Source organism: Rhodococcus sp. NPDC004095, assembly GCF_053604015.1.
On record NZ_JBSGGS010000002.1, the window covers coordinates 306,174 to 322,329 of the forward strand.

Genomic DNA, 16,156 nt, shown 5'->3' on the forward strand with positions numbered 1-16,156 from the left:
CCGATGGCACAGCCTGCGATTCTCAGCGTCGACGACGACCCGAGTGTTTCGCGCGCCATCGCCAGGGACCTGCGCAAACGCTACGGGGAGAAGTACCGGATCATCCGGGCGCAGTCGGGGGGCGAGGCCCTGGATGCGCTCAAGGAGATGAAGTTGCGCGGCGACCCGGTCGCAGTTCTGGTCGCAGACCAGCGGATGCCGGGGATGAGCGGTATCGAGTTCCTCGAGAGCGGCATGGATCTGTACCCCGCCGCGAAACGGGTCCTGCTCACCGCCTACGCCGACACCGACGCCGCGATCGACGCGATCAACGTCGTCGACCTGGACCACTACCTGCTCAAGCCGTGGGATCCTCCCGAGGAGAAGCTCTATCCCGTACTCGACGCCCTGCTCGACGCCTGGGTGACCTCCGACCGCAGGCCGGTGACGGAGGCCAGGGTGGTCGGACACCGGTGGTCGGCACGGTCGTCGGAGGTGCGGGAGTTCCTGGCCCGCAACCAGCGCCCCTACCGGTGGTACATGTCCGACGAACCGGAGGGGCAGCGCCTGCTCGAAGCCGCGGGCGCCGACGGCATGCGACTGCCGGTGGTGATCACCGGTGACGGCCGGGCGCTGGTGGAGCCAACCGATTCGGAACTGGCGGACGAGGTGGGACTGGCCACCACCCCATCGTCCGACTTCTACGATCTCGTCGTCATCGGGGGCGGGCCCGCCGGGCTCGGCGCGGCCGTGTACGGCGCGTCCGAGGGCCTGCGCACCGTGCTGATCGAGCGTACGGCCACCGGCGGCCAGGCCGGGCAGAGCTCCCGGATAGAGAACTATCTCGGCTTTCCCGACGGACTGTCCGGTGCCCAGCTCGCGGACCGGGCGCGCAGGCAGGCCGCCAAGTTCGGTGCCGAGGTGATCACCACGCGCGACGTCGTTGCCCTGGAGGTGAACGGATCCGCGCGCACCGTCCGGTTCGCGGACGGCGCATCGCTCGACGGGCACACCGTGATCCTCGCGACCGGCGTCTCCTATCGGCAGCTGGCGGCCCCGGGTCTCGCCGAATTCACGGGCCGCGGTGTGTATTACGGGTCCGCGGTGACGGAGGCCGCGCGATGCAGCGGGCAGGACGTGTACATCGTCGGCGGGGCCAACTCGGCGGGGCAGGCGGCGGTCCACCTCGCCCGGGGCGCCCGGTCGGTCACCATCGTGGTGCGGGCGCGGTCGCTGGACGACTCGATGTCGCACTATCTGATCGGGCAGATCCGGCAGAACCCGAGGATCACGGTCCGGGTCTGCACCGAGGTGGTCGGCGTCGAGGGTGCCGACCACCTGGATCGGATCACGTTGCGTGACAACACCATCGGCCGCGACGAGATCGTCGACGCACATTGGCTGTTCCTGTTCATCGGGGCCGCGCCGCGCACCGACTGGCTCGACGGCGTCGTGGTGCGCGACGACCACGGCTACGTCGTGTCCGGCCCGGACCTGGTGGTCGACGGCAAACCGCCACGCGGCTGGGCACTCGAACGCCTGCCGCAGCATCTGGAGACCAGCGTTCCCGGGGTGTTCGCAGCCGGCGACGTGCGCGCCGACTCCGCGAAGCGGGTGGCGTCGGCGGTGGGGGAAGGCGCCATGGCCGTGATGCTGGTGCACCGATACCTGGCGAAGCCGTGAACGCGCGGCCGATCTGCTCGCCGGAGGAACTGCGCACGCTGTTCCTCTTCGAGAAGCTCGACGACGATCAGCTCGGGCAGTTGTGCCGCGCCGGGCGGGTCGAGGTGATCGAGCCGGGCCCGGTGTACCGCGAGGGCGACCCGGCGACCTGCTTCTACGTCCTCGTCGAGGGGGTGGTCGTGTTGACGAAGCTCTCGGGCGGACAGGACGTGGAGATGGTGCGCACCTCCCACCGAGGGGCGTACGCGGGCGCGTGGACCGCCTACATGGGCGACCGGGTACCGCAGGTCTACAGCGGCTCGATGACGGTCCCCGAACGGTCCACCTTCTTCGTCCTCGACGCGAAGGATTTCGCACACTTCATGGCGGAGTGGTTCCCGATGGCGCTGCACCTGCTCGAGGGGCTCTTCTTCGGCAACCAGAGCTCCCGCGAGATCCTCGACCAGCGGGAGCGGCTGCTCGCGCTCGGTTCGCTGTCCGCCGGGCTGACACACGAGCTGAACAACCCGGCCGCGGCCGCGGTCCGGGCGACATCCTCGTTGCGGGACCGGGTCGCCGGGATGCGGCACAAGCTCGGGATGATCGCCTCGGGCACGTACGAACCCGCAACCCTCCACGCGCTGATCGGGATCCAGGAAGAGGCCGTCGACCTGGTCGCGAAGGCCCCGGTACTGAGCCCCCTCGAGGCGGCGGACCGCGAGGACGTGCTCGGCGAATGGCTCGAGGATCACGGCATCGCGGGCGGCTGGACTCTCGCGCCGACCTTCGTGCAGGCCGGGCTCGACGTCGACTGGCTCGAGCGGGTCGCGGCCGCGGTCGACCCGGACGTCCTCCCCGGGGCCGTCACCTGGCTGAACTACACGGTCGAGACCGAACTGCTGATGGACGAGATCGCGGACTCCACCTCTCGGATCACGGCTCTCGTCGGTGCCGCCAAACAGTACTCGCAGATGGACCGCGCCCCATTCCAGGTCGTGGACGTGCACGAATTGCTCGACAGCACTCTGGTGATGCTCGCCCGCAAGATCGGCGACGACATCGAGGTCGTCAAGGAGTACGACCGCGGTCTGCCGCGCGTCCCGGCGTACGCCGCCGAACTCAACCAGGTCTGGACGAACCTCATCGACAACGCCGTCGGTGCGATGGGCGGCGGCGGCACCCTCACCGTCCGCACCCACCGGGACGGCGACCACCTGGCCGTGGGGATCGGGGACACGGGGACCGGTATCCCCGAGGACATCCGCGGCCGCATCTTCGAGCCGTTCTTCACCACCAAGGGGGTCGGGGAGGGCACCGGGCTCGGGCTCGACATCTCGTGGCGAATCGTCGACAAGCACCAAGGCGACATCCGTGTGGAGTCACGGCCGGGGCACACCGAGTTCGTGGTCCGCATTCCGCTGACCGCACCGGAAGGAGATCACGATGGCTGAGATCGAGGGGATCGACCCTGACGTGCCCCCGAGTGGGCCGGGCTGTGCGGAGTGCGACGCCGACGGGGGATGGTGGTTTCATCTGCGCAGATGCGCGCAGTGCGGTCACATCGGATGCTGCGACTCGTCACCCGCGCGGCACGCCAGCGCACACGCCGCGGCGACGGGGCACCGGTTCATCCAGAGTTTCGAGCCGGGAGAGAACTGGTTCTTCGACTATCGGACCGAGCAGATGTACGACGGCCCCGACCTCGCCCCGCCCCGGCACCACCCGACCGACCAGCCGGTTCCGGGGCCGGCAGGCCGGGTGCCCGACGACTGGGAGGGCCGCGTCCACTAGCGCCGACCGGTACCGCGGGTGGTTCGCCATTCCCGACGAGGCTGCCGGGATCCCGTCCCGCCGAGTCGTCACCGGCATCACGGTGCGCTGAGAAAGCCCTCGATCGTCGCGCCGAACAGTTCGGAACGGGTGAGGAGGTCGAGGTGGCCGCCGTCATGGAGGTCGAGAGTGGCGTGTGGCAGCAGCCGATGAAGGATGCGGGCGTTGGCGATCGGGACGAGCGGATCGTCGGTTCCGGCGATGACGAGGGTGGGTTGCCGGATCGCGGGCAACACGAACAGGCTCGTCCACAGCGCGCCTGCGGCGAGTTGGTAGAGGTATCCCCGCGTGGATCCGCCGAGGGGGTGCCGGGCGAGAAGGCCGGTCAGGTCGGCGTTGTCGCCGGCGACGGTGCCGCCGTAGAGACCGGGACCGATCTCGGTCAGGTGGTCGGGATCGGTGAACCGGCGACGGCTCGTCATCCTCGTGAGCACCGATGGGCGCGCCGGAATCATCAGGGCACCGGTCCCCGTCGCGGCCAGTACCAGCCGCCGGCATCGTCGAGGGTTCTGGAGGGCGAACTGCTGGGCCAGGCCGCCACCCCACGAGTAGCCGAGCACGTCGACCCGATCGTGGCCGAGGGCGTCGATCAGGCGGCCCAGCAGGCAGGCGATCTGGGGAAGGGTCCGCGGTAGCATGCCCAGTTGCGACCCGCCGGCCCCCGGGACGTCGAATCGGATGACGGTGCGGTGCGGGCCGAGGTGGTCGACCAGGGGGTCGAGCGCCTCCAGCGGAGTGCCGATTCCGTTGCACAGGACCAGCGGGATGCCGGTCCCCGCGCGCACGGCGACGCGAAGTGGACGTCGACCGACGGGCATCATTCGGGGCGCGCCGACACCGTCGGCGGCCGCGCTCATCGGTAGATCACCACACACTCGGCGACGCACGCGGGCCGATCCGATCCGGCTGCCTCGAAGGTCAGCCCGATCACGGCCTCGATGCCGTGATCGCGCGGCCTGGCCGACGCGATGCGGGCGGCCGCGCGGATCTTCGATCCCACCGCGACCGGCGCGGGAAAGCGCACCTTGTTCACGCGTAGTTGACTGCGGTGCCGAGGTTCTCGATGGTCAGTACCATCTCCGATGGCCCGGGCAGCGAGTGACAGCGTCAGGTAGCCGTGCGCGATGGTGCCCCCGAACGGCCCGGCCGCGGCACGTTCGGGGTCGGTGTGGATCCACTGGTGGTCCCCGGTGGCGTCGGCGAACATGTTCACCCGGTCCTGGGTGATCGGGTACCAGTCGGTCGTGCCGAGGGTCTGCCCGGCGAGGTCGAGGAGGTCTACGGGGTGCTGCACGGTGGTCGTCATGGGAGTCCTTCCGTGGTCGAGACGGTTGCGGGTCGAGGTGCGGTCAGCGTTCACGGACGTACGAGCCCGGTGCCGGGGCCACCGGGGCGAACCCGGCGCAGCCCAGCGCTGTGGGAGCGGCCTTCTCGGGTCCACTGCGGTCGGCGAGCCAGGCCGCGTAGTGGGGCCACCACGAATCCGAGTGCTTCTCGGCTTCGGAGGCCCACCGCTCCGGGTCCGGGGTGTCGGGGCGCGCGACCCGGTACGACGCGCGCGGGTTGCCGGGCGGGTTGACCAGGGCCGCGATGTGGCCGCTGGTGGACAACACGAACTCGGTGTCGCCGCCGAGCAGTCGATGCTGACGCCACCGGTGTCGATGACCGCCTTGTATCCGAGCGGGTTGAGCAGTGGATTGTTCGTGGGCGCGGCCGCCTCGACGAGGTTGTCGACGACGAACTGCACGCGTTCCCGGTCGCGCCAGTCCAGGTCGGCGTCGGCCACCAGCCGATCGGCGGTGTCCGCCGCCGCGAGGTACGCCTGCATGATCCGGCGCAGCACGGGGTTCGCCGACCAGGCCGGGTCGGCGAACCGCTTGTCGGCGCGTGCGGGTTGCCGCGTCGAGGTGCCACGCGCGATGCCGGCCAAGTCGCCCGCCAGCCCGCACCCCCGGCCGATGAGAGAGCGAGGGGACCTGGCCAGGCTCGTGGACAACGCAGCCACGAGAGGGCGTGCGGTGTCCGCCGGGGCGGTTCCGGAGCGGATGCGGCCTGCAGCCGGGTGACGTCGGAGGTTGTCGATGCGGTGGAGGTCATGAAGTGGTCCTTCGATGGGGTCGGTGGATGTGGGTGGCGGCGTCGATGTGGGCCAGAGGTGGTCGTCGATCGGCCGGTGCGTGCAACGCTATGAGCGGGGCCGGCAGTGAGCCATGTCGCCGGTGAACCAACTGTCGGCGCGCACATGTCCTGCGGAGACAATCCCTGACCTGCGCAAAGTCCTTCCGATGACAGCGGCGGCGGCCTACTCTCGATCCCATGGCCGGAATGTCCGCCCACGCTGTCGACGCCGATGTCGACGCGCGGGTGTCCGCCATCGCGACCGTCATGCAGTCGCGGCTGCCGCAGATCACCGGGACCATCCGCGAGGTGCTCGCGGCCGAGATCGGCGAGCTTCGTGATCCGCCGATGCTCGAGATGCTCGACGGGAGCATCGAGGGCAATGTCGACACCGTCCGGCAGACGCTGCGATACAACATCTCCGCCGCCCACCTCGAGGCTTCGGCGTCGGCAATGGAATACGCGCGGCGACTCGCCCGGCACGACGTTCCGGTCAACGCGCTCGTCCGTGCCTACCGGCTCGGGCAGACCGTTCTGGTGGACACGGCACTCGGTGAAATCGACGGTCCCGCAGAGGATCCCGAGATGGTTCTTCGGATCGCGCGGCGGATCGTGACCGTGATCGCGGCCTACGCCGACCGGATCTCTCAGCAGGCCGTGCAGATGTACGAAACCGAACGAGAACGCTGGCTGCTCAACCGCAACCGGGTCCGCGCCCTGCGCGTCCTCGAGCTCATCGCCGACGAGACCGCCGAGTCGATGTCGATCGAGTCCTCCATCGGATACCCGTTGCGGCACAACCATCTCGCGTTCATCCTCGGGCTCTCCGAGGATCTGGAGGACGACGAGGGGCCGGCGCGGCTGGAGCAGTGTGCACGCCGAATCGCGCGGCTGCTTCGCTCCCGCGGCGAACCGCTGTTCGTGGCCGCCGACCGGAACACCGGTTGGGCATGGATACCGCTGGGGGAGGGTGTGGACGCCACCCGCGTCGTCACCGCGATCCGGCAGTTCGCCGACCGAGAGCGGCCCGGCCGCATCGCAGTCGGCGGCCCCCTCCCTGGGGTGTCAGGGTTCCGCAGATCCCACATCCAGGCGGACGCCGCCAGGCGGGTGGCGGTCGCGGCCGGGCCGGCCGGCCCCACGGTCACCGCGTTCACCGACCCCGGAGTCGCGACCACGGCACTGCTCGTGCAGGACCTCACCGCGACCCGGCGCTGGGTGCGGTACTTCCTCGGCGGACTCGCTGCCGACACCCCCGGAAACGACCGGCTGCGCGAGACGCTTCGGGTCTTCCTGGAGACCGGGGCGAGCAACAAGGCCGCGGCCGAGAGGTTGACGCTGCACTACAACACCGTCAAGTACCGAGTACAGCGGGCGCAGGTCGAGCGGGGGCGCCCGGTCGGAACCGACCGTCTCGAGGTCGAACTCGCCCTCCAGGTCTGCCATCTGCTCGGGGACGTCGTACTCGTCGAATCCGGCGAGGTCAACAGTGGTCCCGGGCCGCCGCTGCGACAAGGGCGACCGGGCCGTTCCGCCTGAGTGGTCGTGCGCGACCTCCGCGTCAGCGGTGCGCAGGATGCCTCACCGACCCCGGCCGCCAGAACCAGTCGGCGGACCGTCCAGCATGCTGTCCGGCCAGATCATCCACCTTGCGAAGGAAGGAAGTCAGATGTCCACGATCCATCTGAACGAGACGACCACCGCCACACCCGAGCAGTTCGTCGCCGGGCTCACCGACTTCGGGCCGAGCCGCCACGAGATCTTCGGCAACAGTGCCGACAGCTACCTGAAGGTGCACAAGAAGGGCCCCCAGGACGCCGACGTCACCGAGGGGTCGAACGGCATCTGGGAACGCCTGCACTACGACTGGTCCGACCCCCGCCACGTCGTCATGACGACGACCGACTCCAACCTGTGGGGAGGCCACTCCGGCCACACCTACACGCTCACGCCCCAGGCCGACGGGAAGACCGATGTGGACGTCGTCGTGGTTCGCGACGGCAAGAACCTCAAGGGACGGTTGCTGGCGGGCGTTCTCGCGGTCTTCGGCAAGGTCGTCCTGGGAAGCACGTTCAAGAAGTCCGTCAAGGCGATCGAAGCCCGCAACAGCGGTGCGAGCGGCGGTGGGCTCGGAGACGCGGAGAAGGAGACCTGACGGACTTCCGGGTGGGCGGAGCCGCCGGGTGTGTCACGCGTCGAGCCGGGTGGCAGCGGCCAGTTCTCTCTCCGCGTGCCGCTCGACGAGCAGGGGAACGAAGTCCCGGATCGGCCGGTCGGCGAAGTGATCGCGCGCGCGGGCCACGGCCGCGGCCACTGTTTCGATCGGAAGGTCCGAGTGCTTGTCGGCGAGACGTCGGGTCGCCAACGCGATCAGATGCCGTTCTTCGCTGGGCAACATGAGGCAGTGTGACTCCGTGGGGGCTGCACGTCAACAGGTTCGGTGTACTCGCGGCGTGCTTGCGGAAACATCAGTGTCGCAGTCGAATCCGGTGCAGGTGTCGCACCGGCGGGGTGCACTCCCCTCAGCCGGCGGTCTCGCTGGACAACACCGTGCGGTGACGGGCGGGATCGAACGACTCGAAATCCGCGTTGCCGACCGCGAACATGCCGCGCTGGGGAAGCCAGAAGTCGCCGAGGCGGTCCTGGTGGGACAGCGGCCCGGGGGTGCCCAGGTCGGTGCCTCGCAGGTGGGCCTCGCTCGCGGTCACCGCCCACAACATCCGTGGTGCGACACCGAAACGCTGCCCGTTGGGGACCGTGCCGCAGAGGCCGATTCGACCGGTCCGAAGCAGTGGGCGCGCGGTGCGCCCCATCATCTTCAGGAACGGTTCGTTGCGCCAGACGGCGACGGGCAGTCGGCGACCGACCGCCGACATCACCGCGGTGGCCGGGGTCGACGCGAGCCCGATCCGCCACGAGAGGACCTCGGGGATCGTGACCCGCAGCTCGTACGGCCCGTCCCATTCGAGGTCGATGTTCGCGTGGACGGTGTGCGTGGTGGTGGAGGAGGCGAAGTAGCGCGGACAACTCTGCTCCGGCTCCGCCGTCGAGAAGAACGTCCACTCGCCGTCCGGGTCCCGGTGCCACACGGTGCGGTACGCGGGTCCGATCGTGGTGGCCGGGAAGTGCCGCAGGGCGAGGTAGTGGCCGCTGTCGAACGGCAGTCCCATCACGCCGTAGCCGGTGAGCCGTTCGTCGGTTCCCGGCCACAGCGGTGCATCGCGCACAGTGGCGAGGGCAGCCTGTTCGGGGGTGCTGTAACTGGTCATGACGCAATCCTCGGCCGCTCGCCGCGGCTCGGCATGGGGCATCCGCCCCAATTTCGGAGGATCAGCTGCCGCGGACGGGGCGCGGCATGAGCAGTGGCGCCGCGATCGCGAGCATCAGTGTCGGCAGCACGAACGCCGCGATCGGGTTGACCGCGTACAGCGGTGTCAACGTCATCGGCGCCAGCGCGGCCCCGCCGAACCGCAACGCCTGCACCACCGAGACCGCGCCTGCGCGGTTGGCGCCCTCCGACATGAGGATCGCCGAGTTGACCCCGACCAGCACGAACTGCCCGGCGACGCCGGCCAGCGCCCAGGTGACCGCTACCGCGCCGACCGAGCCGAGCAGCCCCGTCGCCGCGACCAGGACCGCGCCGCCGACCGCGCCGGTGATCACCGCGGCGCGGGCGCCGAACCGGTCGATCGCGATTCCGACCGGCCGCGCGGCGAGCATCCCCGCCACACCGAACCCGGTCAGCAGCAGGCCACGGTGGGCGGAGTCCAGGCCGAGGGTGTCCTCGGCGTGGAACGCGACCAGGAAGTTCAGTCCACCGAGCGCGCCCCAGCCGAGCAGGGCCACCAGACCGACCCGCAGCACTGTCGGGCGCAGGGCGTCGCGCAGCCGGGGCGGCGTACCCGCCGGTCCCGCCCCCCGTGAGGGCGGCAGGCCGAGCGCGCCGAGCAACACCGCGACCACCGCGATCACCACGAACGCGAGCCGCCAGTTGACCTCCGCCGCGAGCCCGCCGACCAGCGGGGCGGTCGTCTGCCCTGCGGCCTGTAGCGCGCCGAACACCCCCAGCGCCCGGCCGAGACGCGCCTTCGGTGTGATCGCCGCCAGCGCGGCCAGCAGCAGGGGCGTGGTGAACGCGTTGGCACAGCCCTGCACCACCCGGCTGACCTGGAACACCGCGAACGTCGGTGCCAGGACCGCGAGCACCGCGGCCACCGCGTACACGCCGTAGGCGATGCGGACGGTGCGCAACCCGCCCCAGCGGGCGCCGTAGGTGCCGGAGACGAGCATCAGTGCCGCGAACGGCAGCAGGTAGGCGGTCAGCGCCGACGCGGCCTGCGCGGTGCTCACCCCGAGCGAGTCACCGAGCTCCGGCAGCATCGACGTGACGACACCTCCGCCGAACGGACCCAGAAATCCACCGGCGTACAGCGCGCCGCGCTGCATCCGGGACCGCACACCCGCCACGTCAGATGCCCTGGCGGGATCTCACCGTGGCGCGCCGCTCAGACGCCACCGAAGCTGCCGGGGCCGCGCCGGCGCAGATAGCGCTCGAACTCGGCGGCGATGGCGTCGCCGTCGATCTTGGAGATCACGTCGGAGATGTCCACCTCGGCGTCGCCGCGTTCCTCGAGCGAACGCACGTACTCGGAGATCTCCTCGTCCTCCTCGGTCATCTCGGTGACGGTCTGCTCCCAGTCCTCCGCCTGCCCCGGCAGTTCGCCGAGCGGGACCTCCACGTCGAGCACGTCCTCGACGCGGCGCAGCAGCGCGACGGTCGCCTTCGGGTTCGGCGGCTGCGAGACGTAGTGCGGGACGGCCGCCCAGAACGAGATGGCGGGGACGCCGGCCTTGACGCACTCGTCCTGCAACACCCCGGTGATGCCGGTCGGCCCCTCATACCGGGTCTGTTCCAGGTTGAACGCCTGCGCGGACTCGGTGCTGTAGGCGGTGCCGGTGACCGGCACCGGACGGGTGTGCGGGGTGTCCGCGAGCAGGGCCCCGAGGATGACCACCGTGGTGACGCCGAGTTCCTCGATGATCTCGAGGAGGTCGTCGCAGAAGCTGCGCCAGCGCATGTTCGGTTCGATCCCGCGCAGCAGCAGCACGTCCCGTTCGCTGCCGGGGGGCGAGCACACCGAGATCCTGGTCGCGGGCCACTGGATCTCCCGGGTCACGCCGTCGACCTGCCGGACCTGTGGACGGTTGACCTGGTAGTCGTAGTAGTCCTCGGAGTCCAGTTCGGCGAGTGGCCTGGCATCCCAGATCAATTCGAGGTGCTCGACCGCGCCGCTGGCGGCGTCTCCGGCATCGTTCCAGCCCTCGAACGCGGCCACGAGAATCGGGTCACGGAGGGTGGGGACGTCGTCGTCGGGCGTCTCGGAGTGTTCGGTTGGACTCACCTGCCCAGCCTACGGCCAGGGCGGTCCGACCCGCCCACTACTCTGGTGGGCATGTCTGCCCCATTCCATTCCGCCCTGTTGGATGCGCTGTCGAAGCGCGTTGTCATCGGCGACGGTGCCATGGGGACGATGCTGCAAGCCGCGAACCTCACCCTCGCCGACTTCCGCGACCTCGAGGGCTGCAACGAGATCCTCAACGAAACCCGCCCCGACGTGCTGCGCGAGATCCACGCGGCGTACTTCGAGGCCGGTGCCGACGCCGTCGAGACCAACACTTTCGGCTGCAACCTGCCGAACCTCGCCGACTACGACATCGCGGACCGGATCAGGGATCTCTCCGAGCGCGGCACCCGCATCGCCCGTGACGTCGCCGACGAGATGGGGCCGGGCCGGGACGGCATGGCCCGGTTCGTGCTCGGGTCGATGGGACCCGGAACCAAGCTGCCGACCCTCGGCCACGCCCCGTTCGCGGTGCTGCGGGACGCCTACACCGAATCGGCACTCGGCATGATCGACGGTGGTGCCGACGCGATCCTGGTGGAGACCTGCCAGGACCTGCTGCAGGTGAAGGCCGCGATCATCGGCAGCCAGCACGCGATGGACAAGGCCGGCCGCCGCATCCCGATCATCACCCACGTCACCGTCGAGACCACCGGGACCATGCTGCTCGGCTCCGAGATCGGTGCCGCGCTGACCGCCCTCGAACCGCTCGGCATCGACATGATCGGGCTGAACTGTGCCACCGGTCCCGACGAGATGAGCGAGCACCTGCGGCACCTGTCCAAGCACTCGCGGCTGCCGGTGTCGGTGATGCCGAACGCCGGGCTCCCGGTGCTCGGACCCAACGGCGCCGAGTACCCGCTGTCGGCGGAGGATCTGGCCGCGGCGCTCGCCGGGTTCGTCACCGAGTTCGGCCTCTCGCTGGTCGGCGGCTGCTGCGGCACCACCCCCGAGCACGTCCGCCAGGTCGCGGACGCGGTCCGCCAGGTCGAGCGGGCACAGCGCACGCCGCAGCCGGAGGACGGCACCTCGTCGCTGTACGCGTCGGTTCCGTTCGACCAGGACGCCTCGATCCTGATGATCGGTGAACGCACGAACTCCAACGGCTCCAAGGCGTTTCGCGAGGCGATGATCGCCGAGGACTACCAGAAGTGCATCGACATCGCGAAGGACCAGACGCGCGACGGCGCGCACATGCTCGACCTCAACGTCGACTACGTCGGTCGCGACGGGGCCGCGGACATGGCGGCACTGGCGAGCCGATTCGCGACGGCGTCGACGCTGCCGATCATGCTGGACTCCACCGAACCCGACGTGCTGCGCGCGGGCCTCGAACACCTCGGCGGCCGGTGCGCCGTCAACTCCGTCAACTACGAGGACGGTGACGGCCCGAACTCGCGGTACCAGCGGATCATGCGGCTGGTGAAGGAGCACGGCGCCGCGGTGGTCGCGTTGACGATCGACGAGGAGGGGCAGGCGCGCACCGCCGAACACAAGGTGCGCATCGCCGAGCGGCTCATCGAGGACATCACCACCACGTGGGGTCTGGCCGAGTCCGACATCATCATCGACGCGCTGACCTTCCCGATCTCCACCGGTCAGGAAGAGGTGCGGCGCGACGGCATCGAGACGATCGAGGCGATCCGCGAGATCAAGCGCAGGCACCCGGAAGTGCACTTCACGCTCGGCATCTCGAACATCTCGTTCGGCCTCAACCCGGCCGCGCGGCAGGTGCTGAACTCGGTGTTCCTGCACGAGTGCACCGAGGCAGGCCTCGACACCGCGATCGTGCACGCGTCGAAGATCCTGCCGATGGCCCGGATCCCGGACGAGCAGCGCGAAACGGCGCTCGACCTGGTCTACGACCGCCGCCGCGACGGTTACGACCCGCTGCAGAAGCTGATGGAGCTGTTCGAGGGCGTTTCGGCGGCCTCGGCGCGCGCGTCCCGGGCCGAGGAGCTGGCCGCGCTGCCGCTGTTCGAGCGGCTCGAACGGCGCATCGTCGACGGCGAACGGGCGGGCCTCGACGCCGACCTCGACGCCGCCATGCTCGAGCGCCCGCCGCTCGAGATCATCAACGAGACCCTGCTGTCCGGCATGAAGACCGTCGGCGAGCTGTTCGGCTCCGGGCAGATGCAGCTGCCGTTCGTGCTGCAGTCCGCCGAGGTCATGAAGGCCGCGGTCGCGTACCTCGAACCGCACATGGAGGCCACCGACGAGGCGGGCAAGGGCCGGATCGTGCTCGCCACCGTCAAGGGCGACGTCCACGACATCGGCAAGAACCTCGTCGACATCATCCTGTCCAACAACGGCTACGAGGTCGTCAACATCGGCATCAAGCAGCCGATCGCGACCATCCTCGACGTCGCCCTCGACAAGCGCGCCGACGTCATCGGCATGTCGGGTCTGCTCGTGAAGTCGACCGTCGTGATGAAGGAGAACCTCGAGGAGCTCAACGCCAAGGGCGTCGCCGAGCAGTTCCCGGTGCTCCTCGGTGGTGCCGCGCTGACCCGGTCGTACGTCGAGAACGACCTCGCCGAGGTCTACCAGGGCGAGGTCTCGTACGCCCGCGACGCGTTCGAGGGCCTGCACCTGATGGACACCATCATGGCCACCAAGCGCGGCGAGGGTCCGGACCCGGACAGTCCGGAGGCGATCGCGGCCCGCGAGAAGGCCGCCGAACGCAAGGCCCGGCACGAGCGGTCGAAGCGGATCGCGGAGGCCCGCAAGGCCGCCGAGACGCCGGTCGAGGTGCCCGCGCGATCCGACGTCGCCGCCGACCTGCCGGTGCCGACACCGCCGTTCTGGGGTACCCGCATCGTCAAGGGCGTGGCACTGGCCGAGTACTCCGGCCTGCTCGACGAGCGTGCCCTGTTCCTCGGGCAGTGGGGCCTGCGCGGCCAGCGCGCCGGCGACGGACCCACCTACGAGGAGCTCGTGGAGACGGAGGGCCGTCCGCGGCTGCGGCACTGGCTGGACCGCCTCGCGACCGAGGGCATCCTCGCGCACGCCGCCGTGGTGTACGGCTACTTCCCGGCCGTGTCCGAGGGCGACGACGTCGTCGTGCTCGAGTCGCCCGATCCGGATGCGCAGGAGCGATACCGGTTCACGTTCCCGCGCCAGCAGCGGGACCGCTTCCTCTGCATCGCCGACTTCATCCGGCCCCGCGAGGACGCCCGCGCGTCCGGCCAGGTGGACGTGCTGCCGTTCCAGCTCGTCACCATGGGACAGCCCATCGCGGACTTCGCCAACGAGCTGTTCGCGGCGAACAACTACCGCGACTACCTCGAGGTGCACGGCATCGGCGTCCAGCTGACCGAGGCGCTCGCCGAGTACTGGCACCGGCGGGTCCGTGAGGAGCTGACCATGCCGGGCGGCGACGCGGTCGCCAACGAGGACCCGGCCGACGTGGAGGAGTTCTTCAAGCTCGGATACCGCGGCGCCCGTTACTCGTTCGGCTACGGCGCGTGCCCGGAACTGGAGGACCGGCGCAAGATGGTCGAACTGCTCGAACCGGAGCGGATCGGGGTGACCCTGTCCGAGGAGCTGCAGCTGCACCCGGAGCAGTCCACCGACGCGTTCGTGCTCACGCACCCGGAGGCGAAGTACTTCAATGTCTGATATCGGCACCGCCGAGGTGTCTGGGCACTTGCAGGCCGTCCTGTGGGACATGGACGGCACGCTGCTGGAGTCGGAGAACCTCTGGGACATCGGTGTCCGCGAGCTGTCCGAGCATCTCGGCGGCACCATGTCCGAGGAGACGCGCGAGGCGACCATCGGCTCCTCGACGCCGTTCGCGCTCGCGACGATCTTCGACTCGCTGGCACTGGAGAAGACCCCGGAGGCGCTGGCGCAGGCCAAGTCCTGGCTGTACGCGCGGATGGCGGAGATGTTCACCGCCGGTCTGCCCTGGCGGCCGGGCGCACGGGAGGCGCTGGGTCTCGTCCGGTCGCTCGGGCTCGGGTCGGCGCTGGTGACCAACACCGAGCGGGAGCTGTGCGAGTACGCCCTCGACACCCTGGGGCGCGGGCACTTCGACCACTCGGTGTGCGGCGACGAGGTCGCCGCGGGCAAGCCGGATCCGGCGCCGTACCTGCGGGCCGCCGAACTGCTCGGTCTGGAACCGGAACGGTGCCTGGCCGTGGAGGATTCGCCCACCGGCGCCGCCGCGGCCGAGGCCGCGGGCTGCACGGTGCTCGTGGTGCCGTCGCTGGTCGCGGTGCCCGAGGGGCCGCGGCGGATCTTCCGCGACACTCTCGTAGGCCTGGCCGCAGACGACCTGCACTCGCTGCACGCGCTGGTCACCGTCTAGTGGCCATACCCAAGATCGTCCTGTTCTACCGGTTCACGCCGCTCGCGGATCCGGAGGCGATCCGGCTGTGGCAGCACGCACTGGCCTCGGCGAACGGGCTCACCGGCCGAATCCTGGTGTCGGAGCACGGCATCAACGCGACGGTCGGCGGTGACGTCGCGGCGGTCAAGCGGTACGTCCGCGGCACCCGCGAGTACCCGCCGTTCGCCGACGCCGACATCAAATGGTCCGACGGAACCGGTGCCGACTTCCCCCGTCTGTCGGTGAAGGTGCGCCCGGAGATCGTCACGTTCGGTGCGGCGGACGAACTGCGGGTCGACGCGGACGGCGTCGTGGGCGGCGGCACCCACCTGTCTCCCCACGATCTGCACGATCTGGTCGATCGACGCGGCGACGATGTGGTGTTCTTCGACGGTCGCAATGCCTTCGAGGCAGAGATCGGCCGGTTCCGTGACGCGGTGGTTCCCGACGTCGCGACCACCCGCGATTTTGTGTCCGAACTCGAAAGCGGACGATACGACCACCTCAAGTCCAAGCCGGTCGTCACCTACTGCACCGGCGGCGTCCGGTGCGAGGTGCTCTCGGCGTTGATGCGGCGGCGCGGATTCGAGGAGGTCTACCAGCTCGACGGCGGGATCGTCCGCTACGCCGAGACCTTCGGCGACGACGGTCTGTGGGACGGGTCGCTGTACGTGTTCGACGGCCGCAAGAAGGTCGAGTTCTCGGACCACACCGCGGTTCTCGGCCGCTGCACGCGCTGCGGCGCGCCGACCGCACGGCACATCGACCACGGCACCGCCGAGGGACGCGCGCAGACCCTGCTCTGCGCGGCCTGCGTTCCGGACGACTGAGC

General features: G+C 69.9%; 15 protein-coding genes and 1 pseudogene. 8 read left to right on the forward strand and 8 right to left on the reverse strand.

The features are described 5' to 3' along the window. Positions 1–3: 3 nt before the first annotated feature. From ACWEPG_RS04475 to ACWEPG_RS04485, 3 genes are read left to right on the forward strand one after another with little or no spacing between them, the layout of a single operon-like run. Positions 4–1,662, forward strand: coding sequence for an FAD-dependent oxidoreductase (locus tag ACWEPG_RS04475; RefSeq protein WP_452593968.1), 1,659 nt, complete (start codon positions 4–6; stop codon positions 1,660–1,662). Further along, entirely contained in the window at positions 1,659–3,092 is a 1,434-nt protein-coding gene (locus ACWEPG_RS04480) for an ATP-binding protein (protein ID WP_450116673.1), read from the forward strand. Before ACWEPG_RS04475 ends, ACWEPG_RS04480 begins: the two co-directional genes overlap by 4 nt. Next, positions 3,085–3,432, forward strand: a complete 348-nt coding sequence (locus ACWEPG_RS04485) for a UBP-type zinc finger domain-containing protein (RefSeq protein WP_450116674.1) — start codon at positions 3,085–3,087, stop codon at positions 3,430–3,432. The genes ACWEPG_RS04480 and ACWEPG_RS04485 overlap by 8 nt, the downstream gene beginning before the upstream one ends. Positions 3,433–3,509: 77 nt before the next feature. Here ACWEPG_RS04485 and ACWEPG_RS04490 read toward each other — a convergent pair whose 3' ends face one another. The 4 genes and pseudogenes from ACWEPG_RS04490 to ACWEPG_RS04505 all read right to left on the reverse strand — a co-directional run. Next, a complete protein-coding gene (locus ACWEPG_RS04490; protein ID WP_450116675.1) occupies positions 3,510–4,328 on the reverse strand; it encodes an alpha/beta fold hydrolase in 819 nt (272 codons plus the stop codon). Then, on the reverse strand, positions 4,325–4,777 hold the full coding sequence (locus ACWEPG_RS04495; RefSeq protein WP_450116696.1) for a MaoC family dehydratase: 453 nt from the start codon (positions 4,775–4,777) through the stop codon (positions 4,325–4,327). The genes ACWEPG_RS04490 and ACWEPG_RS04495 overlap by 4 nt, the downstream gene beginning before the upstream one ends. 43 nt (positions 4,778–4,820) lie before the next feature. Further along, positions 4,821–5,084 carry a hypothetical protein gene (locus tag ACWEPG_RS04500; RefSeq protein WP_450116699.1) on the reverse strand — a complete coding sequence of 88 codons (264 nt, stop codon included), beginning with the start codon at positions 5,082–5,084 and terminating at the stop codon, positions 4,821–4,823. Between the two features lie 86 nt (positions 5,085–5,170). Then, positions 5,171–5,299: pseudogene (locus tag ACWEPG_RS04505) on the reverse strand (hypothetical protein); the annotation flags it as partial. 488 nt (positions 5,300–5,787) lie between these two features. On the opposite strand from ACWEPG_RS04505, the gene ACWEPG_RS04510 reads away from it, so the two are divergent. Both ACWEPG_RS04510 and ACWEPG_RS04515 read left to right on the forward strand, forming a co-directional pair. Then, on the forward strand, positions 5,788–7,128 hold the full coding sequence (locus tag ACWEPG_RS04510; protein WP_452593969.1) for a PucR family transcriptional regulator: 1,341 nt from the start codon (positions 5,788–5,790) through the stop codon (positions 7,126–7,128). Positions 7,129–7,258: 130 nt separating this feature from the next. Continuing rightward, positions 7,259–7,744: a hypothetical protein gene (locus tag ACWEPG_RS04515; RefSeq protein ID WP_450116677.1), complete on the forward strand. Its 486-nt coding sequence runs from the start codon at positions 7,259–7,261 to the stop codon at positions 7,742–7,744. Between the two features lie 33 nt (positions 7,745–7,777). Here the strand turns inward: ACWEPG_RS04515 and ACWEPG_RS04520 are convergent, their stop codons facing one another. From ACWEPG_RS04520 to ACWEPG_RS04535, 4 genes are all read right to left on the reverse strand, one after another. Then, positions 7,778–7,987, reverse strand: a complete 210-nt coding sequence (locus tag ACWEPG_RS04520; RefSeq protein WP_450116678.1) for a three-helix bundle dimerization domain-containing protein — start codon at positions 7,985–7,987, stop codon at positions 7,778–7,780. A 124-nt stretch (positions 7,988–8,111) separates the two neighbouring features. Next, positions 8,112–8,858 (reverse strand): hypothetical protein, encoded by a 747-nt coding sequence (locus tag ACWEPG_RS04525; protein WP_450116679.1) that lies wholly within the window; start codon positions 8,856–8,858, stop codon positions 8,112–8,114. Positions 8,859–8,919: 61 nt separating this feature from the next. Beyond that, on the reverse strand, positions 8,920–10,035 hold the full coding sequence (locus tag ACWEPG_RS04530) for an MFS transporter (protein WP_450116697.1): 1,116 nt from the start codon (positions 10,033–10,035) through the stop codon (positions 8,920–8,922). Between the two features lie 59 nt (positions 10,036–10,094). After that, on the reverse strand, positions 10,095–10,991 hold the full coding sequence (locus ACWEPG_RS04535; RefSeq protein WP_450116680.1) for a PAC2 family protein: 897 nt from the start codon (positions 10,989–10,991) through the stop codon (positions 10,095–10,097). Between the two features lie 51 nt (positions 10,992–11,042). On the opposite strand from ACWEPG_RS04535, the gene metH reads away from it, so the two are divergent. The 3 genes from metH to trhO are packed head-to-tail and all read left to right on the forward strand — an operon-like array spanning position 11,043 to position 16,154. After that, entirely contained in the window at positions 11,043–14,612 is a 3,570-nt protein-coding gene (gene metH / locus ACWEPG_RS04540; RefSeq protein ID WP_452593970.1) for a methionine synthase, read from the forward strand. Continuing rightward, the gene (locus tag ACWEPG_RS04545; RefSeq protein WP_450116682.1) at positions 14,605–15,303 is read left to right on the forward strand and encodes an HAD family hydrolase; all 699 of its coding nucleotides are present in this window, start codon (positions 14,605–14,607) and stop codon (positions 15,301–15,303) included. The genes metH and ACWEPG_RS04545 overlap by 8 nt, the downstream gene beginning before the upstream one ends. Beyond that, entirely contained in the window at positions 15,303–16,154 is an 852-nt protein-coding gene (trhO, locus tag ACWEPG_RS04550; protein ID WP_452593971.1) for an oxygen-dependent tRNA uridine(34) hydroxylase TrhO, read from the forward strand. The genes ACWEPG_RS04545 and trhO overlap by 1 nt, the downstream gene beginning before the upstream one ends. Positions 16,155–16,156 lie beyond the last annotated feature (2 nt).